Annotated in this window: 17 protein-coding genes; 10 read left to right on the top strand and 7 right to left on the bottom strand. The window is 63.2% G+C overall.

What is annotated here, in order from left to right; genetic code table 11:
* Positions 1-21: 21 nt before the first annotated feature.
* Positions 22-1245 carry an NnrS family protein gene (locus KKP04_RS01380; RefSeq protein WP_215025476.1) on the bottom strand — a complete coding sequence of 408 codons (1224 nt, stop codon included), beginning with the start codon at positions 1243-1245 and terminating at the stop codon, positions 22-24.
* Positions 1246-1495: 250 nt separating this feature from the next.
* Positions 1496-2191 carry a Crp/Fnr family transcriptional regulator gene (locus KKP04_RS01375; RefSeq protein WP_215025473.1) on the bottom strand — a complete coding sequence of 232 codons (696 nt, stop codon included), beginning with the start codon at positions 2189-2191 and terminating at the stop codon, positions 1496-1498.
* 200 nt (positions 2192-2391) lie between these two features.
* Here KKP04_RS01375 and KKP04_RS01370 point away from each other — a divergent pair, with 200 nt between their 5' ends.
* From KKP04_RS01370 to KKP04_RS01345, 6 genes are all read left to right on the top strand, one after another.
* A complete protein-coding gene (locus KKP04_RS01370) occupies positions 2392-4716 on the top strand; it encodes a PAS domain-containing sensor histidine kinase (RefSeq protein WP_215025471.1) in 2325 nt (774 codons plus the stop codon).
* Between the two features lie 20 nt (positions 4717-4736).
* Positions 4737-6134, top strand: a complete 1398-nt coding sequence (locus KKP04_RS01365; RefSeq protein WP_215025468.1) for a sigma-54 dependent transcriptional regulator — start codon at positions 4737-4739, stop codon at positions 6132-6134.
* Between the two features lie 245 nt (positions 6135-6379).
* Positions 6380-7258, top strand: a complete 879-nt coding sequence (locus KKP04_RS01360) for a D-amino-acid transaminase (RefSeq protein ID WP_215025465.1) — start codon at positions 6380-6382, stop codon at positions 7256-7258.
* 142 nt (positions 7259-7400) lie between these two features.
* Positions 7401-7649 carry an RNA chaperone Hfq gene (hfq, locus tag KKP04_RS01355; protein WP_013418983.1) on the top strand — a complete coding sequence of 83 codons (249 nt, stop codon included), beginning with the start codon at positions 7401-7403 and terminating at the stop codon, positions 7647-7649.
* 6 nt (positions 7650-7655) lie between these two features.
* Positions 7656-9041 (top strand): GTPase HflX, encoded by a 1386-nt coding sequence (gene hflX, locus KKP04_RS01350; protein WP_215025463.1) that lies wholly within the window; start codon positions 7656-7658, stop codon positions 9039-9041.
* A 157-nt stretch (positions 9042-9198) separates the two neighbouring features.
* Complete coding sequence (locus KKP04_RS01345) at positions 9199-9879, top strand: MgtC/SapB family protein (protein ID WP_215025645.1); 681 nt, start codon at positions 9199-9201, stop codon at positions 9877-9879.
* Positions 9880-10082: 203 nt separating this feature from the next.
* Here the strand turns inward: KKP04_RS01345 and KKP04_RS01340 are convergent, their stop codons facing one another.
* The 3 genes from KKP04_RS01340 to KKP04_RS01330 all read right to left on the bottom strand — a co-directional run bounded on the left by KKP04_RS01340 (position 10083) and on the right by KKP04_RS01330 (position 14170).
* On the bottom strand, positions 10083-11708 hold the full coding sequence (locus KKP04_RS01340; protein ID WP_215025460.1) for a GDSL-type esterase/lipase family protein: 1626 nt from the start codon (positions 11706-11708) through the stop codon (positions 10083-10085).
* A gap of 47 nt (positions 11709-11755) precedes the next feature.
* Positions 11756-13000 carry a GDSL-type esterase/lipase family protein gene (locus KKP04_RS01335; RefSeq protein ID WP_215025457.1) on the bottom strand — a complete coding sequence of 415 codons (1245 nt, stop codon included), beginning with the start codon at positions 12998-13000 and terminating at the stop codon, positions 11756-11758.
* Positions 13001-13147: 147 nt separating this feature from the next.
* Positions 13148-14170, bottom strand: coding sequence for a lytic transglycosylase domain-containing protein (locus tag KKP04_RS01330; protein ID WP_251133831.1), 1023 nt, complete (start codon positions 14168-14170; stop codon positions 13148-13150).
* Positions 14171-14321: 151 nt separating this feature from the next.
* Between KKP04_RS01330 and KKP04_RS01325 the strand changes: the two genes are divergently transcribed.
* From KKP04_RS01325 to KKP04_RS01310, 4 genes are all read left to right on the top strand, one after another.
* Complete coding sequence (locus KKP04_RS01325) at positions 14322-15248, top strand: UTP--glucose-1-phosphate uridylyltransferase (RefSeq protein ID WP_215025451.1); 927 nt, start codon at positions 14322-14324, stop codon at positions 15246-15248.
* 107 nt (positions 15249-15355) lie between these two features.
* On the top strand, positions 15356-16387 hold the full coding sequence (locus KKP04_RS01320; RefSeq protein ID WP_215025447.1) for an SIS domain-containing protein: 1032 nt from the start codon (positions 15356-15358) through the stop codon (positions 16385-16387).
* Positions 16388-16905: 518 nt separating this feature from the next.
* On the top strand, positions 16906-19269 hold the full coding sequence (locus KKP04_RS01315; RefSeq protein WP_215025444.1) for a TonB-dependent receptor: 2364 nt from the start codon (positions 16906-16908) through the stop codon (positions 19267-19269).
* A gap of 97 nt (positions 19270-19366) precedes the next feature.
* Entirely contained in the window at positions 19367-19900 is a 534-nt protein-coding gene (locus KKP04_RS01310; RefSeq protein ID WP_215025441.1) for a hypothetical protein, read from the top strand.
* 120 nt (positions 19901-20020) lie between these two features.
* Here KKP04_RS01310 and dnaJ read toward each other — a convergent pair whose 3' ends face one another.
* Positions 20021-21157 carry a molecular chaperone DnaJ gene (gene dnaJ / locus KKP04_RS01305; protein WP_215025438.1) on the bottom strand — a complete coding sequence of 379 codons (1137 nt, stop codon included), beginning with the start codon at positions 21155-21157 and terminating at the stop codon, positions 20021-20023.
* A gap of 139 nt (positions 21158-21296) precedes the next feature.
* Entirely contained in the window at positions 21297-23237 is a 1941-nt protein-coding gene (dnaK, locus tag KKP04_RS01300) for a molecular chaperone DnaK (protein WP_215025435.1), read from the bottom strand.
* Between the last annotated feature and the right edge of the window lie 217 nt (positions 23238-23454).

Here is a 23454-nt window from a genome sequence, read left to right as displayed (position 1 = left end):
CTCGGCCTTCACACTGCGAGGCTAACGCCGCTCGCCGACAAGGATCGGCGCATACTGGATCAGAAACAGGCCGAACGCCGCGAGCCAGAGCACGCCCGACGCCGAATAGAAAAATAGCGCATGTTCGGGAAGCAACCCGGCGAGCGGCCGCGACAGAGCCGCCAGCACAAGCGCGGCGTAGCTCGCCTGCGTAATGCGCGAGGCCGCGAGCGCCCGGCCCGTATGCGCGAGGCTCGCCCGCGTCATCACGGCCACGATCATGGTGGAGATGACGCCGACGGTGAGGATATGCAGCACCGACCACGTGGCCATGAGGTCGAGCGCTGCGGCGGCGATGGCGGCGAACGCCAACGGCACGAATGCATAGGCGAGATGCAGGATGAGAAGCAGCGGGTCGCTCGCCACGAGCCAGCCGCGCCAGCGATAGAGGCGATAGATCTGCATGGCGCAGGCGAGCGTCGCCGGGATCGCGGTCAACGGATTCGACGGCGCGGCGGTGTAGAAGCCGAGCGCGACGGCGCCGACCGCGATGGCGGCGATATCGTAGCGGCCGAACGGCACCGGCAGCGGCTTCTTTCCCGCGCGATTGAGCCAGTTATGCGTGAAGCTCGGAACGATCCGCCCGCCGATCAGCATGACCATGACGGTGAAAGCCGAGACGCCGAGCCGCGCCGGGATCGTCTCGTCGCCGCCCGTGATCACCGCCGCATGGAACCACACATTCGCGCCCGTCAGGAAAAGCACGGCGGCGAGGATCTTCAGATCGCCCCATTTTTTCCCGGCGATGAGTTCGCGCGCCACGATAAAGGCGAGGGCAGGCAGAAACAGCGCGTCGATGGCGGCGGAGGCGGTGAGGCCGAGGACGTCCGGCGCGAGCATGGCGGCGCGCCCCGCGCACCAGATCGCGAACAGGCCCGCGAGCGGCCAGCCGGAGACCGGCAGCCGACCGGTCCAATTGGGCACCGCCGTCAGGAGGAACCCCGCGAGCGCGGCGGTGGAGAAGCCGAACAGCAACTCGTGTCCGTGCCAGTACGTTGCGCCATAGCTGCCGCCGATGGAGAGATGTCCGGCAAGCGCGGCGATCCAGAGCGCCATTGATGTGAAAGCCCAAACGCCAGCGCCGAGGAAGAAGGGCCGGAAGCCGTAGGAGAAGAGAACGGGGCCGGTGCGGGCGAGGCCGCGCGGTATGCCGCCGCGTCGGGTGGCGGCTCCGGGCTGGCGGGATGAGGCTGCTGTGGCGTTCATGGGCGCAATCCTTTGTTCGCCCCACCTTAGCGACCGGCGACGCGTGCCTGTTTGTCGCGGCGCAACTTCAGATGCGTTTGCGCTCCACTAGTGGTCCGATTCCGACATTTGCATCCGTTTGCAGCACCCTCGCAAGCAAATGCCGGAATCAAGGGACCACTAGCAACCCCTTGTTTCTAGTGGAGCTTCTGAATTTGACATTTGAGCGAGAGCTTTCGGCAACCGGGACTCAAATGTCAAATTCGCTCCACTAGTCGCGCGGCGCTTCGGCGAGTTTCGCGAGCTTTGCCGCGTCGCGCACCACGAGCTTCCGGCGCCCGCCTTCGACAAGCCCTTGCGCCTCCCACGCACTCAGGATGCGCGAAACCGTGTGCAGCGTCGTGCCGGTCATCTCGGCGATGTCGCGCCGACTTATCGGAAAATCCACGCGCGTGCCGCCCGCCTCGGCCTTGCCCGCCTGATCGACGAGCCGCAGCACGGTGTGCGCCACGCGCCGTTCCACCTCCTGCGTCGACATCTCGCGGATGCGCGTGTGAGCCTCATCGAGACGCTGGCCGATGGTGCGGATCGCGCTCATCGCGAGATGCGGGTTCGCCTCGACGAACGCATTCCAGTTGGTGGAGGGCCACGCCGCGACAACGCTGTCGACGACGGCCGTTGCCGTGCCGGGGTAATCCGGGCGGGAAAGAGCGCAGGCGAAGCCGAGGAGATCGCCAGGATTGACGATTCGGACGATGACCTGCTGGCCGTCCGTCGTGATCTGCCGCACCTTCAGGCGGCCGTCGAGCAGGAAATAGAAAGACGTGGCAGGTTCGCCCTGCTCGAAGACTGCCGATCCCTCAGCGACGCGTCTCGCGGTGGCGCGCGAGGCGAGCAGGCTCACTTGCGCGTCCGTCATCGACGCGAACAGCGCGAAACCTGTCAGGACGCCCTTGTCCAACGCCACGATGTCAGCCTTTCTCTTTCCTTTCAGCCCATTTGACCGTGAAGTGAGAGGGCGCGTCGTCGCCCGCAAGGGGAGAACCGGTTTCCAACTGCGAAACCCACAGGCCACACCAGGTCACATCAAAATGTGATGCATATGCCACAATTTCCCCAAACTCGGACTGCACCGATGCGAGACAGCAACAGGGGCGGCAAAAGCACGTGGCGGCAGGCATTCCGAAGCTTTCGAGTGCAGAATTTTCGCGGGCGCGAGTGCTGCTCGCAAGCGTGGCAAATGCCCGGCTTTTCGGCAAGGCATTGCGCTTCTGGCTTTCGCTCGGCGTCGTGGTCGCGGCCATCACGTCGTCGGTTGCGACGTTCCTCATCCTCAACGGCCTTACCACGATCTATCCGACAAGCGATGTGGTGCTGACGACGCTCGGGATCAATGCCGCCTTCGTCGCCTTCATCATCGGCATTATCGGCTATCAGATCGTCCAGCTTCTGAAGGCGCGAAAGCGGCAGGCGGGCGCAGGTCTTCATTTCCGCATCGCGGCCGTGTTCAGCTTCGTTGCGCTGTTTCCCGCGGTGCTGCTCGCTGTCTTCGCGACCGTCTCCATAGACCGCACCTTCGACACCTTCTTTTCCACGCGCGTCAAAAGCATCGTCGGCAATACGGTGGAGGTCGCGCAGTCCTATGTTCAGGAAAGCGGGCAGGTGATCCGCTCCGACCTCGTGGACGTGGCTCGCGAGGTCGAGATCGGGGCGTCGCTCTTCACGGACAACAAGGCGGCTTTCGAACGGCTTTTTTCGTCGGCGGTCTCCCTTCGCGCGCTTCCGGCAGCCTTCATCATAGACTCGCGCGGACGGTTGCTCGCGGCATCGTCGACCGATGGCCCGCGCTACAAGGCTCCGCCGCCCGCCGACATCGCGCGGGCAGCGGAAGGCCGCATCGTGCCGCTTTCGTGGGATCTGGCGAACGGCGTTGCGGCGATCAAGAAGCTGAACGGCTTCGACGACGCGTTCATCTATGCCTTACGCCCGGTGAACCCGAACGTGTTCCGCCTTCTCCAGCGCACGCAGCAAAACATTATCCAGTTTCAGCGGCTCGAATATTCGCGCGGCCAATATCAGTTCGTGTTCGCGCTGATGTACGTGCTTCTCGCGCTCACGTTGCTCGCCTCGGCGATCTGGACGGGCCTCGTCTTCGCGAACCGTCTCGTCATGCCGATCAGGAAACTCATCGGCGCGGCACAGGAGGTGAGCCAGGGCAATCTGAACGTCCGGTTCGAGGACGGGTTCGCGCGCGACGACATCGGCCGGCTCGGCCAGACCTTCAAGCAGATGACGGTCGATCTGAAGACGCAGCGCGACGACATCATGAACGCGAATTCCGAGCTGGACGAGCGCCGCCGCTTCATTGAGGCGGTGCTTTCGGGCGTGACGGCGGGCGTGATCGGCGTCGATCCCGCGGGTTGCATCAAGCTGATCAACCGCTCCGGTCTCGAACTTCTGGGCCTGTCCGAGGATGACGGCGTGATCGGGAAGCCTCTCGTCGAAGCTGTGCCCGAGTTCGGCGAGGTCATCGAAAAGGGTCGCCGCCAGTCTCGGACGAAGCCGGTTCATGGCCAGATCACCATCGTGCGCGAGACGGGCGAACGGAATTTCGCCGTCCAGGTCACGCGCGAAAAGGACGATCAGGCCGATTTCGGCGTTGTCCTCACCTTCGACGATGTGACCGAACTGACCGTTGCGCAACGAACCTCCGCATGGGCCGACGTCGCTCGCCGCATCGCGCACGAGATCAAGAATCCGCTGACGCCGATCCAGCTTTCCGCCGAGCGCATCCGCCGCAAATATGGCGCGTCGATCACACACGATCGCGAAATCTTCGACAAATGCACGGAAACCATCATCCGCCACGTGGGCGACATCGGCCGCATGGTGGATGAGTTTTCGTCGTTCGCACGCATGCCTCAGGCAGTCTTCGAGGAGCAGGATATTCGCGAAGTCGTGCGCGAAGCGGTGATTCTGTTCCAGATGAGCCGATCCGACATCGAATACAAGCTCGACATGCCCAAGGATAAGCTCATCGCGCTGTGCGACAGGCGGCTTCTTACCCAGGCTGTCACAAATCTGGTGAAGAACGCGAGCGAGGCTGTGGACGCGCATCGCGCTGCCAATCCCGCAAGCGGGAAAGGGCGCGTGACGACGAAGCTCAGGCTTATCGATCACCGCTTCGTCATCGAGGTGGTCGATACAGGTGTGGGGCTGCCCAAGGAAAACCGTCACAGGCTTGTCGAGCCCTATGTGACGACACGGCAGAAGGGCACGGGCCTCGGTCTCGCCATCGTGCAGAGAATTACGGAGCAGCATGGCGGCGTGCTGGAACTCGTCGATGCTCCGGTAACTGAAGACTGCGACCACGGCGCGCGGATCAGCATGACGATCCCCGTGTCGCACGGCGCGGAACGAACCGAAAAGGACGAGGCGAAACCGAACGGCAAGGCGGAGCTGATGCTCGCCAACAGCCATCCGGCAAGCTGAGGGGAAAGAGGGAGCAAGCCATGGCGTCAGACATTCTGATCGTGGACGACGAAGCCGATATCCGGGAACTCGTGTCTGGCATCCTTGAAGACGAGGGCCACAAGACGAGGCTTGCCAAGGACAGCGACGAAGCGTTGCGCTCCATCGAGGAACGCCGCCCTTCGCTGGTCATCCTCGACATATGGCTGCAAGGGTCGAAGCTCGACGGGCTCGAAGTGCTGGCGCGGGTGAAGAAGAACCATCCCGAGCTTCCGGTGGTGATCATTTCGGGACACGGCAACATCGAAACGGCCGTTACCGCCATCAAGCGCGGCGCTTACGAATATATCGAGAAGCCGTTCAAGGCGGATCGCCTCGTGCTCGTCACGGCCCGCGCGCTCGAAGCGTCGAAGCTTCGCCGCGAGAATCGCGAACTGAAGGAAAAGAGCTATTACAGCTCCGACCTGATCGGCAAATCCGCCGCCATGAACCATTTGCGGCAGGCCATCCAGAAGGTCGCGCCGACGAACAGCCGCGTGATGATCACCGGGCCGCAGGGCTCCGGCAAGGAACTCGCCGCGCGTTACCTGCACGCCACCTCGAACCGCTCGAACGGTCCTTTCGTCGCCGTGAACGCCGCTTCCATGGCCGCCGACCGCGTGGAAATGGAGTTCTTCGGCGTCGAGGAAACCGGGTCGACCGTGCGCAAGGTCGGCGCGCTCGAAGAGGCCCACAACGGCACGCTCTATATCGACGAAGTAGCCGACATGCCCGTCGAGACGCAGGGCAAGCTTCTGCGCGTGCTCGTCGAGCAGAAATTTCAGCGCATCGGCGGCGGCCCGAAAGTGTCGGTCGATGTGCGCCTCGTGTCATCGACCAGCCGCGACCTTGAGCGCGAGATGGCGGCCGGGCGCTTCCGGCAGGATCTCTTCCACCGCCTCAACGTGGTGCCGCTGAAGGTTTCGGCCCTTGTCGAACGGCGCGAAGACATCCCGGAACTCGTGGACCATTTCGTGAAGCAGATCGCCGCCTCGTCCGGCCTTCCGCCGCGCGTCATCGGCGACGACGCCATGGCCGTGCTGCAAAGCCACGAATGGCAGGGCAATGTGCGTCAGCTTCGCAACATTGTCGAACGCGTCATGATCATGTCAACCGGCGAGCCGGATGCGGTCATCACCGCCGACATGCTCCCCGACGACATCGGCGCGAACGTCCCCTTGTCGTCGAACGGATCGGGCGGTGAACACCTCATGTCGTTGCCGCTGCGGGACGCGCGCGAAATCTTCGAACGCGAATATCTCATGGCGCAGATCAATCGCTTCGGCGGCAACATCTCGCGCACGGCGGAATTCGTGGGCATGGAGCGCTCGGCGCTGCACCGGAAGCTGCGCGCTCTCGGCGTCAATTCCAACGAAAGAAGCGGCGAGGTCCGTCACTAAAGGCGAGCAGCGTTCGAGCGATCTTTTTGCGACGCATCGAGCGACGGCAACATCTTGTCCCTTCACAGCCTCGATACAACTTGGCAGTAAATTTGCATGCTCCTTTGTCCGCGATCAGGGTTGCGCGGCAAGGCGCTTTCGGAGAAAAGTGCGCGCTGGTTCCTGACACGACGGCGCGATCAGGAAATCTGGCGAGGTGCGACCGTGGCGGAGCCGATCGGACCTTCGCGCAAGAAAGGCAGACCATGACGCGGGTTGTGTACGTCAACGGCGAATATGTTCCTTACGCGCAAGCGAGCGTGCATGTGGAAGACCGCGGATTCCAGTTCGCGGACGGCGTTTACGAAGTGTGCGAGGTGCTGAACGGTAATCTCGTCGACGAGCGCCGCCACATGGCGCGGCTCGGTCGGTCGCTGTCGGAGCTGCGCATCGATGAGCCGATGAGCCTCCGCTCGCTCGGTGTGATCCTCCGCGAAACCGTTCGCCGCAACCGTGTGAAGAACGGCATCGTGTACCTTCAGGTTACGCGCGGCGTGGCGCGGCGAGACTTCGCCTTTCCGAGGCCCGGCGACGCGCCGGGCGTGGTGTGCCTTGCGCGTTCCCTCTCACGCAAGGCGAGCGATGCGAAAGCGGCCGTCGGGGTTGCCGTGATCACTCTGCCGGACATCCGCTGGAAGCGCGTCGACATCAAGACGACCGGCCTTCTCGCGCAGTCGCTTGCGAGGCAGGCGGCGCGCGAAGCGGGCGCTTATGAGGCGTGGCTGGTCGACGAAAAGGGCTACGTCACCGAGGGCGCGTCCTGCAATGCGTGGATCGTGACCGGCGATGGCAAGCTCGTGACGCGCCCCGCCGAGTCTGGTATTCTCCGAGGCATCACGAGAGAGGTTGCGATGGAAACCGCACGCGCGCGCGGTCTTCGCTATGAAGAGCGGCCTTTCACGGTGGAGGAAGCCAAATCGGCGAAGGAAGCCTTCCAGACCTCCGCATCCGGGATCGTGATGCCAGTCGTGAAAATAGACGGGGCCGCGATCGGCAACGGGAAGCCGGGCGAGATAGCGATCGGCTTGAGATCGGCATATCATGGCGTGGCTGAAGTCTCCTCGCCACACCAGCTTTTAACTTAGAGCGTCAGACTATCGGAGGTGGCGGTGCCGGCATCGCGGTGCCATCGGAAGGGTTGCGCCAGCAACAACTGAGCTAACAGAGGCAAATAGCGGGTATTTGGGCAAGCGGCCATCAGTGCCGCGAGAAAATAATGGACAGGTCATGCCTCCAGAGAAACAACAGAACCTTCAGGACGCCTTTCTCAATCACGTGCGCAAGAACAAGACCCCGCTTACGATTTTCCTCGTGAACGGCGTCAAGCTGCAAGGCATTGTCACATGGTTCGACAATTTCTGCGTGCTGCTGCGCCGCGACGGCCATTCGCAGCTCGTCTACAAGCACGCCATCTCGACAATCATGCCCGGCGGCCCCATTTCGTTTTTGGACGGAGATCAGGTACAGGATCGATAGCAGACCTTGAAAACGCTCGACCGCAGTGAACGGGCCGCGCAGCGCGCAGGCGCCGACGATGGCGAAAAGACGGCAGGCGACAATGGCGCGACGCGCGCGCTCGTGATCGTACCGGTGCTGAAGGGCCAGAGCGGATCGCCAGGCGCGTCCGCTCTTGCGCTTTCGAGCGAGGAGCGGCTGGAAGAGGCCGTGGGTCTCGCCACCGCCATCGGTCTCGACGTCGCCTTTTCGGGCACGGTGCCGCTCGCGCAGATCAAGCCTGCGGCGCTGCTCGGTACGGGCAAGGTTGAGGAAATCGGCGCGATCGTCGCGGCCGAAGGCGTGAGCGTGGCGATTGTCGATCATCCGCTGACGCCCATCCAGCAGCGCAACCTCGAAAAGGCGTGGAACGCCAAGGTGCTCGACCGCACCGGGCTGATCCTCGAAATCTTCGCCGAGCGCGCGCGCTCCAGGGAAGGGCGCCTTCAGGTTGAGCTTGCGCGCCTGACTTATCAGAAAAGCCGCCTCGTCCGCTCGTGGACCCACCTTGAGCGCCAGCGCGGCGGCTTCGGCTTTCTCGGCGGCCCCGGCGAGACGCAGATTGAGGCGGACCGGCGCGCCATCGGCGAGCGTATCGACGTCATCAAAAACGAACTCGCCGTATCGGAGCGCACGCGGCGGCTGCATCGCAAGCGGCGCAAGGAGACGGATCAGCAGATCGTTTCGCTTGTCGGTTATACGAACGCCGGAAAATCGACGCTGTTCAACGCGCTTTCCGGTGCGGGCGTGCTGGCGAAGGACATGCTGTTCGCGACGCTCGATCCGACGCTGCGCCGCGTGACCTTCGCGGATGGCGGCGCTTTTATCCTGTCCGATACGGTCGGCTTCATCTCGGATCTGCCGACGCAACTCATTGTCGCGTTCCACGCCACGCTTGAGGAAATTCTCGAAGCCGACCTGATCCTGCACGTTCGCGACGTCGCAAGCCCCTCGTCTGAGGCGCAGAAGATCGAGGTTGAGCGCGTGCTCTCCGAGATCGGCATCGACGCGGCGGCGCAAGGCCAGCGCGTCATCGAGGTCTGGAACAAGGCCGACCTTCTTTCGGAGGATGAGCGCGCGGCGCTCGGCAAGCGCGCCACGAACGCGGCGCATCCATCCGTTCTCGTCTCCGCGCGGGCGGGCGACGGCGTTCCCGAACTTGCGGCGGCGATCCGCACACGACTTCAAGCGCATCTGCGCACGCGCGACGTGGTGGTGGGCGAGGCCGACGGCGCCTTCATCCATTGGCTGTATGAGAACACCGAGGTTGTCGACCGGCAGGGGCGCGAGGACGGCAGCCAGTTGTTTCAGGTACGCGTTGCGCCCGAGCGCGAGCACGATCTCGACCTTCACATCGCCCAGCCGCGCATCTGAGCGGGCTGCGCGGAACGGGAGCGGCGCGTAGAGGTTGCCGTTCCATTCGACGCGCCTTATCGGCAACACGCGTCCGTCTTTTTAAAACCGAAACGTTCTGCGGCTAAGCTGGCTCTCGGCGGCAAAGGGGGCCATCTTGCTCGCAGATAATGCCTATATGCACACGTTCGCGGCCTATGCGACCTCGTTCGTGCTTGCGACGCTGATCGGGCTTGAACGCCAATGGCGGCAGCGCTCGGCGGGGCTACGCACGGTGGCGCTGGTGGCTGTCGGCGCGGCGGCGTTCGCCGATCTCGGTTTCCGCGTGATGGGGCCGGAAGGTGTGACGCGCATCGTGTCCTATATCGTCTCCGGTATCGGCTTCCTCGGCGCGGGCGTGATCCTGAAGGACGGAACCAACATTCGCGGCCTGAACACGGCGGCGACGCTGTGGTGTTCGGCGGCGGTGGGCGCACTTGCGGGGGCGGGGCTTCTCATCGAAGCGGGCACGCTCACGCTGTTTGTCCTCGCGGGAAACACGCTGCTCCGGCCGCTCGTGAACTGGGTCAATCGCCGCCCCATCACCGCCGAGGCGACGGAGGCGGAATATGCGCTGCATGTGGTGTGCGAGGCAAAAAACGTGTCCGACGTCCGCGAATTGATCGCATCCGTGCTGGCCAAGGCGAGCTACCCGGTTCGCGAGGTGGAGGCGCGCCCGGAGGCGAGCGGTCTCGTCGAACTCGACGCCATCCTGCTGCCTACGGATGCGGAGAGCGCGGAACTCGATGCCGTTGTCGCGGCGCTGGAGCAGTCGCCGCTGGTGTCGTCCGCCGCCTGGTCGGTCGAGGCGACATCCTAGTGGTCCGATTCCGACATTTGCATCCGTTTGCAGCACCCTCGCAAGCAAATGCCGGGATCAAAGGACCACTAGCAAACCCTTGATTCTAGCGGAGCTTCTGAATTTGACATTTGAGTGAGAGCTTTCAGCAACCGGGAGTCAAATGTCAAATTCGCTCCACTAGCCAGGCACAGCGCCCAAGCCTCCGGCGCGCCTTTTGCGCCTTACTGACGCTTCCTGCCGGCCCTCTTGGGAGGTGCGGCGGACTTCAGGGCGGCGGCCTTTGGCACAACCACGGGTTTTGCCGCCGCGACGCGCTGATAAACGTCGAAGCCAGCCATCAATTCCGCGAACAGCGCCCGTGCCGAACGCGCATTCCCCGCTTCCGTCAGTGTCAGATGATCGGGAGCGGCGAGCGGCGGCTTGACCGTGGTCCACGCATGGATGGAGCAGTGGCCGCCCATATATTTCGCCCAGTCCCAGTAGAAGGCCCCGTGTGCCGCCGCGGTGCGCCGGATCGCGGAGCGAACGGCTTCGAGGCGCGGCGGGGCGTGCCATCGGCCGAGTCGTTCGTCGCTGCGAGCGAGAAGGCGCGTATAACCGGCGATTTCCTGCGGGTTGAGCGCGCGGCACACTTGAGCGCCGCCGGAGCTGGCGAACACGGGCAGCCGCGCCGCATCGGGTGGCCCGATCAGGAGGAGCGACGCGCCCGGCACGGCGCTCCTGATCCGATCAACCGTCAGCCTGAGGCGCGCTTCATAATCGCGCATGTCGAGATCGTCGTCGAAGCCCTCTTTCTTCCCGAAGCTGAGGATCACGAGATCCGGATCGAGCTTCCGGAGGTCGTTCGTGACGAAATCGCGCGTCCATTTGCCGAGCGTCATCGCGGTTGCGCCGGGAACGCCCACGTTCGAGTACACGATGCCGGGCGTCTGCGTCCCCGTCGTCAGCGACAGCATCGTCACGTCACCGTCGCCGCGCGGGCGGATCGTGACTTCGCGCGCCTTCGCCATGATGCGGATGGAAGTCTGGCCGATGTTTGGCGCCCGCGTCGGGACGAGTTTCGCCTCGCCGTCGACGCTGATGGAAACGGTGCCCTGTCGCGGCCCGGTCATGAACGAGGCTTCCACCCAGTCGAAAGCGACTTCGGCGGAGGTGAACCGAAGCCAGGCGTCGGACGACGACGATGTCACGCGCACGCCCGAAATGCCGAACGGACCCGGCGCCGTCCCCGCTGCGGCGGCAAGCGCCCACGCGCCTCGGCGATCGATCTTCACTCCCCGGACGGGATAGAGGCCGGGCAGCATCAGGCCGCGCCCGGCGTTGCCGAAGCGGCTTGTGAGATGTTCCCTCAAAGCCCCCGCGAACCGATCGATCACAATATCGTCGCCGCCGAGATGGACGATTTTCGCAGCGCCCGACCGTTTCCCGAAGTTCAATTGAGTGAGCGCGGCGTAAAAGTTTCGCAAGGCTTCGGCGGCGCCCACGGGCCGAGGCTCATAAGCGTCGGCGGTGCTGAGAGCAAGCGCGAGAGAAGCGTCGGATGGCGCGGGCCGCCGCGCCTCGAAGGTGGAAAACGCGAACAGCGAAGGCCCGCTGTCGGGCATGAGCGTGGGCACCGGTCTGGGCCCGGCCGTGGACGGAGACTGGAACGAAAGGAAGTTCGTCTTGTAGGAGCGGTTGAGCGCCGGGGCGCCGTCGCGGTCGTCGGTAAGCGAGGCGCGATCGGAATCGTCGCCCCAGCCCATTCCGGGCAGGCATCCCCCCAGGAGTGTGAGCGCCGCCAGTCCTATTGCCGGAAGCAACCGCTTCCGCCACAGGCGCTGATCGGGTCGTTGACTTCCCTGCATGGATACCCCGTCACACTTATTCGACGACATCGACACTCATGAGAAAATTACTGCTGCGAGGTGACGTCATCCTCGCGCCACTTGAAATCGTCGGCGCGCCCTTCCTTGGGGGGCAGGGCATCGCCTCGCCTCAAGACTTTGAAATAGAGACGGTCGGCGAGCGGCGTCTGCCGCTGGATTTCGCGCATCGAGAATTCGCCCACGGGCGATATGACGGCGATGGCGGTCATGCCGTCGTCCAGATCGCCGAAGATCAATTCGCCGCCCTGAAATCCGGAAGGACCGGCGAACGCGGCCTGCTCGCGGCGCTGGTCATTTGAGGCTGGAGCATTGTCTTCTGCGGCTGTTGTCGCCTGCGGCGTCGCTGGTGCTGGCTTGACCTCGGGCTGGATGCCGGTCTCCGCCGTCCAGCCGGACTTGCTGCCCGCAGCGCCCTTGGCCGCGCGATTCGTCCCCGGCACCACACGCGCCTGTTCTTCCTCGTCGCCGGCGAGCGGAATGTTTCGCTGCGCCTTCGCCTGGGCGAGATCGCGCCTCAGAACGATTTCCACGTAATTCGCAAGTTTCCGGCTGCCCGCGGCGGTGAAGCCCACGCCGTCCCCCTCGCGCAGCCGTTTCGTCCGGCCGGTAAGGTCGGGTCCGTAAGCCGCGTAGCCGCCTGACTGATCGGTGAAGCCCGTGCTCGTTTCGATGAATTTCGCGCCGTTGACATAGGCTGCCTGGCGCACGGCGTCGTTCATGGCCGCGACCGCGTCGTTCCTCCGGCTGTTGGCCATGACGGGAAGGCCGAGCCAGTAAACGGCGATGTTGGCGGCCTTCAGCCTGCGGATGAGCTTTTCGGCTTCGCGCCCGTAGGCATCTTTCCATTCGGCGGTGCCGGGCTGAAGTCGCCCCGTGCCGGTCGGCGCCTTCATGGATATGACGTCGTTCACCCCGAGCATGACGACAGCGATGTGGACGGGCGCCCCGGATGCGACGAGCTTGTCGATATCGCTGAAAAGGCTGATCTGCTCGGTTCGGGCAAGGCCGTAATTCGATTTCGACGCGTCCTGAATCTGCACCGACGCATCCTGCTTGAACGCGTCCTGAAGGCCGCTTGCGAGGCCCGGCCCGAGCCAGTCGCCGATAACGCGAACCTGATAGCGATCCGTTTGCGGGAAGGGCGTTACGTAACTGGATGAGAGCGGGTTCGGGTTCTGCGCGAGAGCGCCGACATTGCCCGCTGCCAGCAGCGCCAAGGCAACGGTGACCGTCAGAAAGCAAGCCGCTGGGACGCGGGAGATCGAGGTCATATGAAAATCCTCGCCGACCCGCCCAAGACCGAACTCCACGCCATTGCCACACGGCCTTTTTTTATGCGGGAATGTGTCAGGATCAAGCCTGTACAGTGACTGCTCATTTTTTTCCACCCAATGCCACGGGAAGCTTCAGCCTTCCGCCTATCGCCATGAAAGCTCGGCGGCGAGCCGGTCGGCGAGCAGCCCGACCGCGAGAGCATACAGGTCCGAATTGTTGTATTTCTTAATGACATCGAAGTTTGCGATGGTGAGAAAGGCCGACACATTCGATTTGTTGGCGGTGAACGGATTTGTCTTGCCGGGTAAGAAAAGACGCGCGGGTTCATTCGGCTTCGGGAAGCGACCGCCCGTGTCGCGTTCCACGCCCAGCTTGCGCCAGCTCTTGAGCGGAAGCGCGGAGGCTTTCATCTCATCCGCAGCCCCAAAGCTCTCCGGCAACCGCACCGCATATCCCCAGGTGCGGCCACGCTGCCAGCCCGACTGCGCAAGATAGTTCGCCGTCGAGGCCAGGGCGTCGGCCGGGTTGTCCCATATGTCGCCGCGCGGCTTGCCGGAGAAGCTGACGCCGAATTTGTTGTATGTGGACGGAATGAACTGCGTGTGACCCATCGCGCCAGCCCACGAGCCCGACAGCTTGTCGGGCGAGATGCGCTGGTTTTCCACGATCTTTAGCGCTTCCACGAACTGCGTCTTCCAGAAGTCGGCGCGGCGACCGGCGGTCGCGAGCGTGGCGAGAGAGCGGAAGACGGCCCACGATCCCTGCTTGTTGCCGAAATCGGATTCGGCGCCCCATATCGCGACGAGGACGTAGCGGCTGACGCCGTAGCGCCGCTCCAGAACCTTGAGCTTTGCCTCATATCGGAGGTAGGCGGCCTTGCCGTCGGCGATGCGCGCGGGCGTGATGATGCGGTCGATATATTGCGTCGCTGTGAGTGTGAATTCCGGCTGGCGATTGGCGAGGCGAAGCACTTCGGGGTCGGGTTCGAGGCCCGCGAATGCCGCGTCGAACGTCTCGCGGGAAACGCCCTCGCGCTCGGCCACGGGCCAGATTTCCGACTTCAGCGCGGCAAATGCCGTTTCCTGCGCCTCTTCGGCGCGAGCGCTCCAGAAGCCAGCAAGCGTCATCATCGCGATGAGCACGGCTGCCACGCGCGCGGCGACCATTCGCACGTCGATTCTCCCTCAAAGCGCCTCGCGGGAGCCGCAATTAACGCTTCTATCTCGGCGGGCGTTCGCTATATCTTTCCCGTGAACGTCTCACCGCTGAAGCGCCCGAGAAACTCGTCGATAAGCTCAACCCTCACCGAGAAGTCCCATGAGCAAGCCTATCCGCAAGGCCATTTTCCCCGTCGCCGGTCTCGGCACGCGCTTTCTTCCCGCCACGAAGGCGATGCCGAAAGAGATGTTGACCGTTGTCGACCGCCCCATCATCCAGCACGTGGCCGACGAGGCGCGCACCGGCGGCATCGAACATTTCATCTTCGTAACTGGGCGCAATAAAGGCGTCATCGAGGATCATTTCGACCGTCAGTTCGAGCTGGAAGAAGTGCTCAGGCGGCGCAACAAGCAGGACGAGCTGCTCAACCTCGAAACCCATCTGCCGAAACCCGGCGCGACGAGCTTCACGCGTCAGCAAGAGCCGCTCGGCCTCGGCCATGCGGTCTGGTGCGCGCATGACATCGTGGGCAGCGACCCGTTCGCGCTGCTGCTGCCCGACGTGATCGTCCTGCCCGATGGCGAGAGCTGTCTCGGCCAGATGATCCGGGTCTATGGCGACCTCGCGGAGAAATATCCCGACGCGAAGATCAACATCGTCGCCGTCGAAGAGGTCGCGCCCGAGGAAACGAGTTCTTACGGCGTTGTCGGCCTCGCGGGGGTGGAGAGCGACCGGCTTTGGCGAATCGATTCGATGGTTGAAAAGCCCTCGAAAGGCTCGTCGCCCTCGAACCTCATCATCATGGGCCGCTACATCCTTCAGCCCGAAATCTTCGATATCCTGAAGTATCAGGAACGCGGCGCGGGCAATGAAATCCAGCTCACCGACGCGATGCGCACGCTCATGCGCGATCAGTTGTTCTTCGCCTACAAATATCGTGGCAAGAGCTACGATTGCGGCTCGAAGCTCGGCTTCCTCACGGCGAACGTCGCGTTCGCGCTGGCGCGTTCCGACCTCGGTCCCAAGTTCGGCGAGGAACTGAAAAAGCTCGCCGCCGAGCTTCAGGCGAAAAAGGCTGCCGAGTAAGCGCCAGCGTAACCTTTTTTCCTCGCGAAGCGCCGCCCGCTTTTCTTGATGCGACCGCATTTACTCCATAAAACGGGTAAACGGGCGGCACACAAGAGGGGCGGCGAATGGTGCATTCGACGGCGCGGATCGGCATCGGCGCGGACAAAAACGAGGACGCGAGTTTGCCCGAGCCGGACACGGCTGCTGCGGTGGCGCGTCGCTCGCTCGATTGCGCCCTCGACGGGCTTCTCGCGCTGCGGGCTTCGCTCGCCAACGGCTTGGCCGACGATTTCGAGCGCGCCGTCGCGCTGATTCACGCCTGCCGGGGCCGCGTGATCGTGACCGGCATGGGCAAGAGCGGCCATGTCGGGCAGAAGATCGCGGCCACGCTCGCTTCCACCGGCACCCCCGCGCAGTTCGTTCATCCCGCCGAGGCGAGCCACGGCGATCTCGGCATGATCACTGCGGCCGACACCATCCTCGCGCTGTCATGGTCCGGCGAAACGGTGGAACTGGCCAGCATCCTCACCTATTCGCGCCGCTTCCGTGTACCGCTCATCGCGCTGACCTCGCGGCGCGAAAGCGCGCTCGGCAAGGCGGCGGATGTCGTGCTTCAGCTTCCGCCCGTGAAGGAGGCATGCCCGCACGGCCTCGCGCCGACCACCTCGACGCTGACGCAGCTTGCACTCGGCGATTGCCTCGCCATCGCGCTGCTCGAAGGGCGCGGCTTCACGGCATCCGATTTCAAGGTGTTTCATCCCGGCGGGCAACTCGGCGCGAACCTCAAGCACGTGGCCGACATCATGCACAAGGGCGAGCGCATGCCGCTTGCCGGGGCGGACACGCCGATGAGCGCCGCGCTCGTCACCATGACGGAGAAGGCTTTCGGCTGCCTTGGCGTGGTGGGCGCCGACGGCAAGCTCGCGGGCATCGTCACCGATGGCGATTTGCGCCGTCATATGGCGGGCGATCTCCTGGGGCGCCGCGCCGCCGATATCATGACATGCAATCCGCAGACGATCACGCCGTCGATGCTTGCCAGCGCCGCGCTTCAGATCGTGAACGAGAAGAAGATCACCGCGCTGTTCGTGGTGGATGACGGCGTGCCGGTCGGGATCGTGCATATCCACGACCTGCTGCGCGTCGGTGTCGCCTGACGCGTAACCGATCTCATTGAAGGGCGTCGTGAATAATGCTCTGCGTGCGCGCGGTCAGGACTGGGCTGCCCGTACTGTGAGCGGTGAAGATCGCCGGGATAATGCGACTGGTCCGAAGGGATCGGAAGGCTTGGAGATGCGATCCGCGAGCCGGACTTCTTTTACGCCAGCGTGAGTCTCCAGGGCGATCCGCGACACACGCATACTTACTTCAACATGTCGATGGCGCTGATGCTCGCGGCAACCGTCTGTCATCGCGGTCGCCGTTCGTCACACGCCCGCGCGACCGAGCCACCCGAAGCGGCGCACAGTGCGGCACGCCGAACAGGCAGCCTCGCCTGTTTGGCGTGCATGCCCGGCCCATCTGATGCAAAATCGCCATAGCTATATTCTTGCATATACAAGATACGTAACCCGCCATTCCCTTGCTCTGTATAGTCGGTAATATAGCTTACTGGCCCTGGGCACGGCGTTCGCGCTGAGGGGCCAGATCGTTATTCTGGGTAAGGGGCAAAAACATGAACATTTCCCGCGAAGAGCGGGCGCCCGGCAGGCTTGCCGGCGCTCCCGCAACGGGATCTGCTGCGCGCGAACACAACGGGTGCGCGCGTGGCATAATCTCTGGCAGGCTTGGCAACTCGGCTTCACACAGAGCGCTCGTTCTGGCGTCGCTCGGACTCGCGTTCGGCGTGATGCTGCCGAACGCCTTGCAGGCGCAGGAAGCGCAGGCGGCGGATCAGACGCCGACGCTGCCGCCGGTGGTCGTCTACCAGCCGAAGACGGTAACGCCCGCCTCGGCGCCGCGAGCGCGTCGTGAGGCGCAAACCACGCAGACGACACCATCGAATGAGGCTTCGGGCACCGACGTCGCTCAGGGAACGGGCGGCACGGGCGGGGGCGGTTCATCGGCGGCCGGCATTTTCAGCCTCGGAGGCATCAACCTCATGGGCGGAACCGTCGTCTCCAGCGAGCAGACCTGGACCTTCCAGAAACCGACGCTCGATCAGGCGGCGGCCCTCGCGCCGGGCGTGTCGGATTCGAACTCGGGCGGCACGCGCAACGAACGGCTTCTTTTCGTGCGCGGCTTCGACCGCTATCAGGTGCCGCTGACCATCGACGGCGTGCGCGTCTATCTTCCCGCCGATAACCGCCTCGACTTTGGCCGCTTCCTTACGGGCGCGGAGATCGCTGAAATTCAGATCGCGAAGGGTTACGCTTCGGTGCTGGACGGCCCCGGCGCGCTCGGCGGCGCGATCAACCTCGTGACGCGGCGGCCGACGAAGGAATTCGAAGGCGAGATTGCGCAGACCTTCACCTTCGCGGGCGACGGCGCCTACAGCGGCTTCCGCACCTCGGGTTATGTCGGCACGAAGCAGAAATATTATTATCTCTCGGCGTCCGGCTCGATCCTCGATTCGAAAGGCTGGAAGCTCTCCGACGACTTCAAGCCCCAGAACACCGCAAGCGAAGATGGCGGCTGGCGCAACAATTCCGAGGTGAACGACTGGCGCATCAATGTGAAGGCGGGCATCACGCCGAATGCGACCGATGAATACGCGATCAGCTATATCAAGCAGGAAGGCTCTAAGGGCGCGCCGTTCCACACCGTCAACGCGATCGGAAGCCAGCGTTACTGGGACTGGCCCGCATGGAACATCGACAGCATCTACTCGCATACCACGACACGCATCGGGAAGGCGTCGTATGTAAACACGAAGCTGTACTACAATACCTTCGACAACGACCTTTTCTCCTACGACGACGCGACGATGACCACGCAGTCGAAGGGTTATGCGTTCCGCAGCTACTATCGCGACATCGCTTATGGCGGTTCGGTGGACGCCGGCACCGACATCACCAATTGGGACACATTGAAGGCGGCCTTCCATTACCGGCAGGACGAGCATAATGAGCGCAACCGCAACTATGTGAACAGCGGTTGTCCGATCGGCCAACCCGCGCCCTGCCTGGAACCAAAGCAGACCTCCGTCGAAGATACATACTCCGCTGCGCTCGAAAACACCTTTCACGCCACCTCCCGCATCGACGTTGTGACGGGCGGCAGCTACGACTGGCGTGAGCTTTCGAAGGCACAGGACTGGTCTCAGGCGACCGGAATCATCAACTACGAACTCGCGGACAGCGACGCGTGGAACTGGCAGGCAGCGACAATCTGGCGTTACTCGGACGACGCCAAGCTGTATGCCAGCGTCTCGCACCGCACGCGCTTCCCGACGCTGTTCGAGCGATTTAGTTCGCGTTTCAACTCGGCCGTCTCAAACCCAGGCCTTTCTCCCGAAGAGACGACGAACTACGAAATCGGCTGGGCGGGCACGTTGTTCGGCCGCGCCAATGTTTCGACGGCGGTCTTTTATAGCGACGTTTCGAATTTTATTCAGAACGTGACGATCGTCGGCGGTACAAATAACGGAAAGACCCAGTTCCAGAATGTTGGCGACGGCGAGTTCTACGGCTGGGAAGGCTCCGCGGACGTAAGTCTGATGAAAAGCCTTTCGGTTGGCGGCAACGTGACCCTTATCAGCCGCGACATATCGAACACCACCAATATCGCAACCTTTCATCTCACCGGCGTGCCCGACGCGAAGGGCATCGCCTATGTGAAGTGGACCCCTTTCGACGGAATTACGCTCACGCCCAACGTCGAGATGGCGAGCACCCGCTGGACATCGAACTCCGCTGGAAGTCTTTACTACCAGATCGGCGCGTACACCATCGCGAACATCTCGGCCGAGTACGAGTTCCGGCCCGGCGCGACGCTCCAGTTCACCGCGCGCAACCTGACTGACGAGGATTACGCGCTCACGGACGGCTTCCCGGAGCCGGGCCGCAGCTTCACGGCTGGCATGCGCATCAAGTTCTGACGCGCATCCGAGTTCGGAGGGCGGCACCCCGCGCGGCCCTCCGATCCTTTTTCCGCGAGCGTTTTCACGCCGCGTCGCAAAACATGAGGAAAGCATCATGGAATTCTCGATAAAGACACCGGCGAAGGCTGCCGCTTTCGCGCTTGCGGCTGTTCTGCTGTGCAACGCCGCCGCCGCCGAGGAGGGGCCGTGCGAGGGCCTCTCCTGGCCGATGGCGACCGAACTGGCCTGGATGCAGGCGGCGGACGCCGAGGCTCTCAAGTCGGGGGGCGAGATTGCGGCGCTCCCCGCGAAGGCCGTCGCGCTCGCGCTGACGCCGAGCAAGGTGGCCAGCCTCCCCGTGAAGCCAAGCAAGGAAGACGCTCTCGCGCCTGACACTTTTTCCGGCTTCTTCACGATCAAGGCGCTGCCGCAGAAGGCCGTCTATCAGATCACGCTTTCGAACCACTCCTGGATCGATGTCGTTCAGGGCGGCAAGCCTGTCGAGACGGCTTCGTTTACGGGGGCTCCCGAGTGCAAGATCTGGCGCAAGAGCGTGCGCTTCGAACTTTCGGAAGCGCCTGTCACGATCATGGTAGCCGGGTCGGAGAGCGCCGCCGTCAGGGTCGCGATCCGCGAGGCGCAGGATTAACGGTTCCGAGGCTCGGACCGCATTCCGGCCCGGACGCCTGGGCCGGATCATCATCCAGCCAGTTCGGCGAATCGGTCGAACCGTTTGCCGATCAGATTGGCCCTACCCGTAGGAACGGCCTCAGGCTTTGCCGGCCCGATCCCAGAACGCCTTGATCTTGCTAAGGAAACCGATGGTGTCGGGGTGCGTCGTATCGGTCGACGCCTTCTCGAACTCCTTCAGCAACTCCTTCTGCTTTCGCGACAGGTTCTGCGGCGTCTCCACCTCGACCTGTACGTAAAGATCGCCGGTCAGCTTCGAGCGAAGCACAGGCATGCCCTTGCCCCGAAGGCGAAACTGCTTGCCCGTCTCCGTGCCCTCGGGGATTTTCACCCGTGCGCGGCCGCCGTCAATCGTAGGCACCTCGACCTGCCCGCCGAGCGCCGCCGTCACCATGGTGATCGGCACGCGGCAGAAGAGATCCGCTCCGTCGCGCTGGAAGATGTCGTCGGGCATGATCGACAGGAAGATGTAAAGATCGCCTGCGGGGCCGCCGCGAACGCCGGCCTCGCCCTCGCCCGCAAGCCGGATGCGCGTCGAATCCTCGACGCCCGCCGGGATGTTGACCGAAAGCGTCCGCTCGCGTGTCACCCGCCCACTGCCGGAGCACACGTTGCAGGGCTTCTGAATGATTTCGCCGCGCCCCTGGCAGGTCATGCAGGTGCGCTCGATGGTGAAGAAGCCCTGGCTCGCGCGAACCTTGCCGAAGCCCTGGCAGGTCGGGCAGGTCACGGGGCTTGAGCCGGATTCCGCGCCAGTTCCGCTGCACGCCTCGCACGTAACCGACGCAGGCACGCGAATCTGCGCCGCCTTGCCGTAGAAGGCTTCCGCGAGCGATATCTCCATGTTGTATTTGAGGTCGGAGCCGCGCTCCTTGGCGCTGCGCCCGCGCGTGCGGCGGCCGCCCATGAACTCGCCGAACAGGTCGTCGAAGATCTCCGACATCGAGGCCGAGAAGTCCGTGCCGAAGCCATACCCGCCATTGGCCCCCGCGCCTTCGAAGGCGGCGTGTCCGAATTGATCGTAGGCCGCGCGCTTCTGCGGGTCTTTCAGCGCCTCGTAGGCCTCGTTGACTTCCTTGAACTGGATTTCGGCCGTTGCGTTACCGGGGTTGCGGTCCGGATGGCATTCCTTCGCGAGCTTCCGAAAAGCGCTTTTGATTTCGTGATCGGCTGCGCCCTTTTTCAGCCCGAGCACCTCGTAATAATCGCGCTTCATGGTGTATTGTTGAGATCCTTGATCATCGAACCCTCGCCGCGAAAAAGATCAGCTTAAGCTTCGCGGACGCACTTCGCGCTCCGCCCCGGCGACGCCGAACGCGAAATCGCGGGAAGGCTTTCGCCTCCCCGCCGTAATCTTACGCCGACTTCTTCTTGTCGTCCTTGACTTCCTCGAACTCGGCATCGACGACACCGTCGGACGCCGTCGAGCCGCCCGCTGTCCCGCCACCTTGCGGACCGCCCTCTCCGGGCGCCGCACCGGCGTCACCGCCCGCCTGACGGTAAAGCGCTTCGCCGAGCTTCATAGCCGCCTTGGCAAGCTCGTCCGCCTTTGCGCTGATATGCGCGGCATCTTCGCCCGCCGAAGCCGTTTTCAGCTCTGCAACGGCGGCTTCGACCGCCTTCTTGTCGCTGTCGGAAACCTTGTCGCCAAGTTCAACAAGCGTCTTCTCGGTCGAGTGAATGAGCGCTTCGGCCTGGTTCTTCGCCTCGACCAGCTCGCGGCGTTTCTTGTCTTCCGCGGCGTGGCTCTCGGCTTCCTTGACCATCCGGTCGATCTCGTTATCGGACAAGCCACCCGACGCCTGGATGCGGATCGACTGCGCCTTGCTGGTAGCCTTGTCGAGCGCCGACACGTTCACGATGCCGTTGGCGTCGATGTCGAACGTCACTTCGATCTGCGGCACGCCCCGAGGCGCGGGCGGAATGCCCACGAGGTCGAATTGTCCGAGCATCTTGTTGTCCGCCGCCATCTCGCGCTCACCCTGGAACACGCGGATCGTCACCGCGTTCTGATTGTCCTCGGCTGTCGAGAAGACCTGGCTCTTCTTCGTCGGGATGGTCGTGTTGCGATCGATGAGACGCGTGAACACGCCGCCCAGCGTCTCGATGCCGAGCGAAAGCGGCGTGACGTCGAGAAGCAGCACGTCCTTCACGTCACCCTGAAGCACACCCGCCTGGATGGCGGCGCCCATGGCCACAACTTCGTCCGGGTTGACGCCCTTGTGGGGTTCCTTGCCGAAGAAGGTTTTCACGACCTGCACGATCTTGGGCATGCGCGTCATGCCGCCGACGAGAACAACTTCGTCGATTTCGGCCGCCTTCAGGCCGGCATCACGGAGAGCCGCTTCGCACGGGCCGATGGTCCGCTGCACGAGATCATCCACGAGGCTTTCGAGCTTGGCGCGCGTCAGCTTCATGGTGAGATGCTTCGGACCGCTCGCGTCTGCCGTGATGAAAGGCAGGTTGATTTCGGTCTGCTGGGCGCTGGAAAGCTCGATCTTCGCCTTTTCGGCGGCTTCCTTTAGGCGCTGGAGCGCCAGCTTGTCGCTGCGCAGGTCGATGCCGTTCTCGCGCTTGAATTCGCTCGCGAGGTAATCGACAAGGCGCATGTCGAAGTCTTCACCGCCGAGAAACGTGTCGCCATTGGTGGACTTCACCTCGAACACGCCATCGCCGATTTCGAGCACGGAAATATCGAACGTACCGCCGCCAAGGTCGTACACGGCGATGGTTTTCGATTCTTTCTTCTTGTCGAGGCCGTAGGACAGCGCAGCCGCCGTCGGCTCGTTGATGATGCGAAGCACTTCGAGGCCCGCGATACGGCCTGCGTCCTTGGTGGCCTGACGCTGGGCGTCGTTGAAGTAGGCGGGAACCGTAATGACGGCTTTCTCGACCTTTTCACCGAGATATGCTTCCGCCGTTTCCTTCATCTTCTGCAGAATGAAGGCCGAAATCTGTGAAGGAGAGTACTTCTTGCCGTTCGACTCGACCCACGCGTCGCCATTGTCGCCGCGAACGATCTTGTAGGGAACGAGGTTCATGTCCTTCTTGACGATTTCGTCGTCAAAGCGGCGGCCAATCAGGCGCTTGATCGCGAAAAAGGTGCTTTCCGGATTCGTCACCGCCTGACGCTTGGCGGGCAGGCCGATGAGACGCTCGCCGTCGTTGGTGAAAGCCACCATCGACGGGGTCGTCCGCATGCCTTCGGAATTCTCTATGACCTTGGGATGGCTTCCCTCCATGACGGCCACGCAAGAATTGGTCGTGCCCAAGTCAATGCCAATCACTTTCGACATGGTTTAGAACCTCGTGCTGCTCATTCTTGTCGCGAGACGCCAGGCCGCTTAAAGCCAACCACCCCGTAGATATTTATTGTCTTCGTCCCGCGCCGAGAATGCTTATCTCGAATTGGTGATCATATAGGGGAGCGCTTGGAGCCGCGCAAGCACCAGCGGCCCGCCGTAACGCTTCCGACGCGCTTCACGAACAGGATATTGTCTTGAGCGCTGAAAT

The sequence above is a fragment of the Rhodomicrobium sp. Az07 genome, from assembly GCF_018619475.1.
In the GTDB taxonomy this organism is placed as follows: domain Bacteria; phylum Pseudomonadota; class Alphaproteobacteria; order Rhizobiales; family Rhodomicrobiaceae; genus Rhodomicrobium.
This window is presented reverse-complemented; position numbering and strand designations above follow the sequence as displayed.

Coding starts and splice junctions, on each gene's coding strand:
- KKP04_RS01380 (WP_215025476.1), bottom strand. CDS start 1,245: ATGAACGCCACAGCAGCCTCATCCCGCCAGCCCGGAGCCGCCACCCGA.
- KKP04_RS01365 (WP_215025468.1), top strand. CDS start 4,737: ATGGCGTCAGACATTCTGATCGTGGACGACGAAGCCGATATCCGGGAA.
- KKP04_RS01360 (WP_215025465.1), top strand. CDS start 6,380: ATGACGCGGGTTGTGTACGTCAACGGCGAATATGTTCCTTACGCGCAA.
- hfq (WP_013418983.1), top strand. CDS start 7,401: ATGCCTCCAGAGAAACAACAGAACCTTCAGGACGCCTTTCTCAATCAC.
- KKP04_RS01345 (WP_215025645.1), top strand. CDS start 9,199: ATGCACACGTTCGCGGCCTATGCGACCTCGTTCGTGCTTGCGACGCTG.
- KKP04_RS01340 (WP_215025460.1), bottom strand. CDS start 11,708: ATGCAGGGAAGTCAACGACCCGATCAGCGCCTGTGGCGGAAGCGGTTG.
- KKP04_RS01335 (WP_215025457.1), bottom strand. CDS start 13,000: ATGACCTCGATCTCCCGCGTCCCAGCGGCTTGCTTTCTGACGGTCACC.
- KKP04_RS01330 (WP_251133831.1), bottom strand. CDS start 14,170: ATGGTCGCCGCGCGCGTGGCAGCCGTGCTCATCGCGATGATGACGCTT.
- KKP04_RS01325 (WP_215025451.1), top strand. CDS start 14,322: ATGAGCAAGCCTATCCGCAAGGCCATTTTCCCCGTCGCCGGTCTCGGC.
- KKP04_RS01320 (WP_215025447.1), top strand. CDS start 15,356: ATGGTGCATTCGACGGCGCGGATCGGCATCGGCGCGGACAAAAACGAG.
- KKP04_RS01315 (WP_215025444.1), top strand. CDS start 16,906: ATGAACATTTCCCGCGAAGAGCGGGCGCCCGGCAGGCTTGCCGGCGCT.
- KKP04_RS01310 (WP_215025441.1), top strand. CDS start 19,367: ATGGAATTCTCGATAAAGACACCGGCGAAGGCTGCCGCTTTCGCGCTT.
- dnaJ (WP_215025438.1), bottom strand. CDS start 21,157: ATGAAGCGCGATTATTACGAGGTGCTCGGGCTGAAAAAGGGCGCAGCC.
- dnaK (WP_215025435.1), bottom strand. CDS start 23,237: ATGTCGAAAGTGATTGGCATTGACTTGGGCACGACCAATTCTTGCGTG.